Raw genomic sequence first — 6,153 nt, 5'->3', positions numbered from 1 at the left:
GTCCTGCCGGGCGGAGACGTTGGAACCGGGACCCTCCGGGCTGCGCCACGAGGCCCCCTCCACGGCCCGCCACCACGGAACGCCCGCCACCGGCGGCGAGACGGCCGCGACCCGGTCGCCGAGGAAGGCGCCGAAGGTGAACGAGAACCCGAAGCGCTCGGCCTCGGTCACATGGCCCGTGGCCTTGACGAAGGTGGCGAACCGGGCGTTGGTCACGGTCGTGGCCGCGATCCGGAAGGGCCCCACGGCCACCTCGCGGACCGGCCCCTCGGCGTCGGCGGGGAACCCCTCGGGGTCGTCGGTGCCCATCAGGAAGCGGCCCCCGGGCAGCGCGAGCAGCTGCCGGGCCACCCGCGAGGGCGGGGCCGCGGGCGGCGGCGGGGCGAGGGCGAGCACGGGGGAGTGGGCGTGGCCGGGGGTGCAGCAGTCGGGCATGTCGGCTCCGGGGGACGGGTCCGGCCGGGCACCCCGGGACGGGGCGCCCGGCCGCAGGGGTGGTCAGGCGGTGCGGTCGGCGTGCAGCCGGCCGGCCAGGGCGGGGATACCGAGGGCCTGCTCCTGGGCGGGGGTGGCCCCGTGCAGCAGATTGGTCAGCTGGTACGGGTCGCCGGCCAGGTCGTAGTACTCGCGGAAGGTGACCTGCCCCGTACCGGACACCGTTCCGCTCGCGTCGGTCCTCAGGTCGTAGTACTCCGTGTACTGCTCGTCCTTGGCGACGTACGAGGACCAGGTCGGGGTCCCGCCGGTGGCCGTGCCCTGCTTCCACCACTCCACCAGCAGGTGGTCGCGGCTGTGGGAGGAGAGCAGGGAGCGGCCGTCCTGGGGCGCGGCGGGGGTGATGCCGGCCGCGTCGAGGAGGGTGGGGGCGATGTCGATGTTGGCGACGATCCGGTCGTCCTGCGTCCCCGCGCCCCGGCCGCCGGCCGGCCAGGAGAGGTAGAAGGGCACCTCGTGCGCCGGGCGGTAGGGCACCGACTTGGCGGTCCAGCCGTGGTCGCCCCAGCTGAACCCGTTGTCGCCGATGTAGACGACCAGCGTGTTCTCCAACTGGCCCAGCGCCTGGAGCTTGTCCTTGAAGGCCTGCACCGCGTCGTCGACCGAGAGCAGGGTCCGCAGCTGTTCGGCCCGGATGGCCCGCCCGTCGGCGAGGGTGCCGGTGGCCTCGCGGATGTACGGGGGCTTGTCGGCGCGGTCCTCCTCCGGGACGGAGGGCCGGCCGTTCCACGCGGGCACGGCGGTGTCCGCGTACTTCGCCTCGGGGGTCCGCGGGCCGTGCGAGGCGTACGGGGTCACGTAGGCGAACCAGGGCCGGGGGTCGGTGGCGGCCTTGTCGAGGAAGGCGAGGGTGCGGTTCTTGACGACGGTGGTCGTGTAGCCGTCGATGGTCCGGACGGTGCCGTCGACGTTCCACCGGGCGTCGACGTACGCGGGCTGGAGGAGGGCGAACTCCTCGAAGTGCGGCGGGCTGTCCGCCAGGTTCCAGGAGTTGAGGTACTTGCCGAACAGGCCGGTGCGGTAGCCCGCCTCTTGGAGGTACTTCTGCACGGTGGTGCTCTGGTCGAGCGCGTGCGCGGCCTTGTTGTTGCGCACGCCGTGGTTGTGGGCGTGCCGGCCGGAGAACACGCTGGAGCGCGAGGGGGCGCACAGCGGGGTGGTGACGTGCCCGTGGGTGAACTTCACCCCCCGGTCGGCGAGCCAGGCCACGGTCTTGGGCAGGGCCCACTCGGTGTGCTTGGGCTGGTCGTCGGTGACGATCAGCAGGATGTTCGGACGGCCGGCGGCCGCGGCGGGACCGGCCGCGGCGACCTGGGCGACGGCGGGCACGGCCGTGGCGGCCGCCACGGCCGCGGCTCCGCCGAGGAAGCCCCGGCGGCTCACCGGGTGACGCGGGTTCTCGCTCATGCGGTCTGTTCCTCCTGGGTGCGAGGGCGCGTGGGCGCACGGCGGCGGGCGCGGTGCGCGGGGGAAGAGACGGGGACCGGGCACGGGTCCCGTGGGCCGGGGGGCGCGATCAGCGCGCCGGGGCGGCCGTACAGAGGGCGGCGGCCACGCCGACCGGGTCGATGCGGCGGCGCGAGGTGAGGATTCCTGCTGCCATGGCGACGACAGTAGGCGCAGCGGAACCCCGGTTCCATGTACGGCGGATGAAATGACCGCCCCCGTCCGCCCGGGCCCTGCCCAGCCCCTGCCCGGGCCCCGCCCGCGCCCCCGCACGCGCCCTGCCTTCCCGTCCCGTTCCGGCCTATGATCGCTGCTCCGCGTACGAGGGGGGCTCGGTATGGGGACGTTCGGCACGGCATCACGGCGGGCGCAGGACGAACGGCGCCGGGAGCGGCTGCTCCGGGAGGACTGGCAGGCCGCCCGCCGCCAGGCCCTGCGGTGGACGGGCGCGGGGGAGGACGGGCAGCGGATCCTGGCGCGGTTGCTGGTCCTGACCGCGCGCGGATGGCGGCTGCTGGTGCCCCGGCGGTGGTCCGGGACACCGGCCCCGCGGGCGGACGTCCTGCTGGTGGGGCCCGGGGGCGTGTTCGTGGTCGACGTCACGGCCGGCGGGGAGCCGGGGGAGGAGCGGGTGGCCGCGCTGCTCGCCGGCACGAGGGCCGCCGAGAGCGCGGTGGCCGCCCTCGGGATGTCACCCGTGGCGGTCCAGCCGGTCATGGTGCACGCCGGGCGGAGCGCCCACACCGAACGCGGCCGGATCCTCCTCCTGGGCGAACAGGAGGCCGGTCCCGTACTGCTGGCGCAGCGGAACCGGCTGCGGTCCGAGGCGGTCCGGGCCATCGCCGACCACCTGGAGCGGGTGTTCCCGGAGCACGAGGGCGCGGCGGTCGACCGGCGTACGCACGCGGCGCCCGCACCCCCGCAACACGACGTTCCGGAGGGGTTGTTCGACGTGGAAGGGCTACGGGACGCGGCCCTGGAGGAAGCCATGGCCGCACCGGTCGAGCAGTGGATGACCTTCCTCCACCCCGATCAGGTGGCCCTCGTACGCCGGGACTGGGGCGGCCCGGCACGCATCAGCGGACCCGCGGGCACCGGCAAGACCGTCGTCGCCCTGCACCGGACGGCCCACCTGGCCAGGCGGACCACGGGCCGCCTCCTGTACGTCACCTTCGCCAACAACCTGCCCCGGGTGCAGGCCACCTTCCTGCGGACGATGGCCCCGGCCGTCGCCGACCGGGTGGAGTTCAGCAGCCTCCACGCGTGGGCCCAGGCGTTCCTCCGCGAGCGGGGCGCGGCGGTGCGGCTGAACAAGGGCAAGGCCGACACCGCCTTCGGCCTCGCCTGGAAGCACGTCGGCCGCGAGGGGCCGCTCGCCGCGCTCGACCCGGCCCCCGGCTACTGGCGCGAGGAGATCGACCACGTCATCAAGGGACGCGGCCTGACCCGTTTCGAGGAGTACCGGACCGTCCCCAGGCGACGGCGGAAGGTGAGCCTCGGTCCTTCCCGGCGGGAAGCCGTGTGGGAGCTGTACGAGGAGTACGCGGCACAGCTCCGCGAGCGCGACGCGCACGACTTCAACGACGTCCTCTCCCTCGCCCTCGCCGAAGCGTCACGCCCCCGCGAGCGGCCCCCGTACGCGGCCGTCGTCGTTGACGAGGTCCAGGACCTCACGCTCGTCGGCGTACGGCTCCTGCACGCGCTCGTCGGCGACGTCCCCAACGGCCTGCTGCTCGTCGGCGACGGACAGCAGAGCGTGTACCCCGGCGGCTTCCGGCTCACCGACGCGGGCATCGACATCCGCGGCGACCGCGGCCAGGTGCTGCGCACCAACTACCGCAACAGCGGCCGGATCCTGGACGCGGCCCTCGCCGTCGTGGCCGACGACTCCTTCGAGGACCTCGACGGCTCGCACGCCCCCGGCCGCCGCGACGTGGAGCCGACCTACCACGACGGGGACGTCGTCCGCGTCACCAGGGCCACGGTGGACGCCCACGACGGCGAACTCGTGCGCGCCCTGCGCTCCCTGCCCGCCGGAGCGCTCGCCGGCACCGCCCTGCTGTGCCCCGCGGCCGGCGGCGTCGCCCACTACCGGCGGGTGCTGGAACGCTCGGGCATCCGGGTGTTCCCGCTGGAGCGCTACGACGGCCGTCCCGTGGACGCGGTGAAGCTGGGCACCTATCACCGGGCCAAGGGACTGGAGTTCAAGAACGTCTTTCTGCCCCGGTACGACGCGGGGATCGCGAACGGGGCTCCGGCCGGCGGGACGCCCGCCGGCACGGAGAGCCCGCAGTCCGCCCGGGAGCGTGCCGAACTGCTGCGCAGCGGACTGTTCGTGGCGATGACCCGGGCACGCGACCTGCTGTGGCTCGGCAGTGTCGGCGACCGGGTGACGCCCTCGTGACGCGCCTCGGGGTCAGGGGCCGGTGACGGTGGCCGGGTCCGGCAGCCGGCTAGGCCAGGCCACGATGCGGATCGCCGCGCCGGCCGCCTCCTCGCCCCGGCAACGGGCGTGGTGGCGGCGGGCGATGGCGTCGAGGTCCAGGTGGGGCGCGAAGGCCGGATGCGCGGCCAGCCGCCGGGCGTAGGACCACAGGCGCGGGTGGTCGGTGAGGCGGTACACCGCCGCCGCGTCCAGGTGCCAGCGGTGCACCGTGTCCAGCTGGACCAGGGTCACCCACAACCGCACGTCGGCCGCCGTCAGTTCACCGCCCAGCACGTACGGGGCGGAGGCGAGGCGCCGCTCCAGCGCGCCCAGCGACCGCAGCAGCACGGCGAGGGCCGCCTCGCGCGCCGCCGGGCCGGCGCCGGAGCGGCCCGCGCGCTGCGCCGCCGCGTCGACGCCCTGCTCGCAGAGCCGGCCCACGGCCTCGATCCGCCGGTCGGCGCCGTCCGGGTGCAGGCGCGGGCCGGGGGCGTCGAACCGCCGCCCCAGGTCCTCGAGGATGTCGGGGGCGTGGGTGCTGACGATCCGTCCGGTCCAGTCGTCGCTCAGCACCGGGGCCACGGCCGGGCCGGGGTACAGGTGCGCACTGGCCTGGTACAGCGGGCGCAGGGCCAGGTGCCCGCCGTCGGGCGCGTCGGGCACGGCGGGCAGCGTGGTCACGGGAAGGGCCTCGTCCAGGCCGAGCAGGCCGTGGGTGATCGCGATCCGCAGACAGGACGGACCGGAGGGCGACAGGTGCAGCCGGTAGCGGTGCGGGACGGCCGGATAGCCGCTGCGCGCGTCACGGCCGATCCTGCTCCGGAAGGACGGCACGGCTTCGGGGGAAATGGCGGACATGCGTCTCCCTGGGAGTGCTCGGTCGCGGGCGTGCGAGGAGGACGGCCGGTGACGGCTCCGGTAGGACGGCCGGCACCGGCGGGCGCGTGCGCGGAGGGTCAGGCCAGGGCCGTAAGGGACGGCCCGGCGGGCGCGGGGCCGTCGCGGTGCGGGGGATTCGCCGCACTGCACACGCGCAGGAGGTCGATGTGCCGGCGGGAGGTCAACAGGGGGCGCGGCAGCGGCGGTACGGCGGTGTGCCCGCCGTCGGTGCCGTGGTCGCGCGCAGAACAGCCCATGATTCCCTACCGGTTCACCAGGATTGGCCATTTCGGAGTCTCGACCGGTGCCCGGGGGCTGTCAAGACCGCGGCACCGGCCCCCTGGGGGAGCCGGTGCCGTCGTGCCGGACGGGTGCGAGGGCTACTTCGCGCCCAGCCCGCCGTCGGAGACCTCGGGCTTGCCGGCGGCCTTGAGGACCTTGTTGAGGAGGGTCAGGTCGTAGATGCCGGCGAGCTCGGGCTTCTCCAGGAGCTTGGCCTTGACGGCCCAGTCGGACTCGGTCTTGAGGGTCGAGGCGAGCGGGTCGTCGGTGACGAGGATGGACTGCCAGGCGGGGTCGAGGACCTTCGCGTCGAGTTCCTTGCCGCTGTCCGCCTTGAGCTTGGCGTTGGCGGAGGCCTTGGCCTTGTCCTGGTTGGCGTTGATCCAGTCGTTGGTCTTGACGGTGCCGCGCAGGACGGCCTCGACGACGTCGGCGTGTTCCTTGAGGAACTTCTGGGACACGATGACGTTCGTGATCACGAACTTCTTGTCGGGCCACAGGGAGGTCTCGTCGAGGAGGACGGAGCCGCCGTCGGAGACGAGCTTGGAGGCGGTGGGCTCGGGGACCCAGGCGCCGTCGATGGAGCCCTGCTTGAAGGCGTCGGGGGTGACCTTGTTGTCGGTGCG

At 74.5% G+C, this 6,153-nt stretch carries 6 protein-coding genes; 1 reads left to right on the top strand and 5 read right to left on the bottom strand.

Annotated features, from left to right (window positions below):
- On the bottom strand, window positions 1-435 hold a 435-nt coding region (locus tag ACFVXK_RS36510), incomplete at its 3' end, for an SUMF1/EgtB/PvdO family nonheme iron enzyme (RefSeq protein WP_389621038.1).
- A 63-nt stretch (window positions 436-498) separates the two neighbouring features.
- A complete protein-coding gene (locus ACFVXK_RS36505) occupies window positions 499-1,902 on the bottom strand; it encodes a sulfatase (protein ID WP_389621035.1) in 1,404 nt (467 codons plus the stop codon).
- A gap of 376 nt (window positions 1,903-2,278) precedes the next feature.
- Between ACFVXK_RS36505 and ACFVXK_RS36500 the strand changes: the two genes are divergently transcribed.
- The gene (locus ACFVXK_RS36500) at window positions 2,279-4,345 is read left to right on the top strand and encodes a UvrD-helicase domain-containing protein (RefSeq protein WP_389621032.1); all 2,067 of its coding nucleotides are present in this window, start codon (window positions 2,279-2,281) and stop codon (window positions 4,343-4,345) included.
- Window positions 4,346-4,357: 12 nt separating this feature from the next.
- On the opposite strand, the gene ACFVXK_RS36495 is transcribed toward ACFVXK_RS36500, so the two are convergent.
- From ACFVXK_RS36495 to ACFVXK_RS36485, 3 genes are all read right to left on the bottom strand, one after another.
- On the bottom strand, window positions 4,358-5,224 hold the full coding sequence (locus ACFVXK_RS36495; protein WP_389621029.1) for a glutathione S-transferase C-terminal domain-containing protein: 867 nt from the start codon (window positions 5,222-5,224) through the stop codon (window positions 4,358-4,360).
- A gap of 98 nt (window positions 5,225-5,322) precedes the next feature.
- Window positions 5,323-5,502 carry a hypothetical protein gene (locus tag ACFVXK_RS36490; RefSeq protein WP_389621027.1) on the bottom strand — a complete coding sequence of 60 codons (180 nt, stop codon included), beginning with the start codon at window positions 5,500-5,502 and terminating at the stop codon, window positions 5,323-5,325.
- Window positions 5,503-5,625: 123 nt separating this feature from the next.
- Window positions 5,626-6,153 (bottom strand): ABC transporter substrate-binding protein (locus tag ACFVXK_RS36485; RefSeq protein ID WP_389621024.1); only part of this gene is annotated, 528 nt, incomplete at its 5' end.

This window comes from Streptomyces sp. NPDC058157, from assembly GCF_042884105.1.
Classification (GTDB): Bacteria; Actinomycetota; Actinomycetes; order Streptomycetales; family Streptomycetaceae; genus Streptomyces.
The sequence above is the reverse complement of the archived record's forward strand: the minus strand, read 5'-3'. Positions and strand labels throughout refer to the sequence as shown.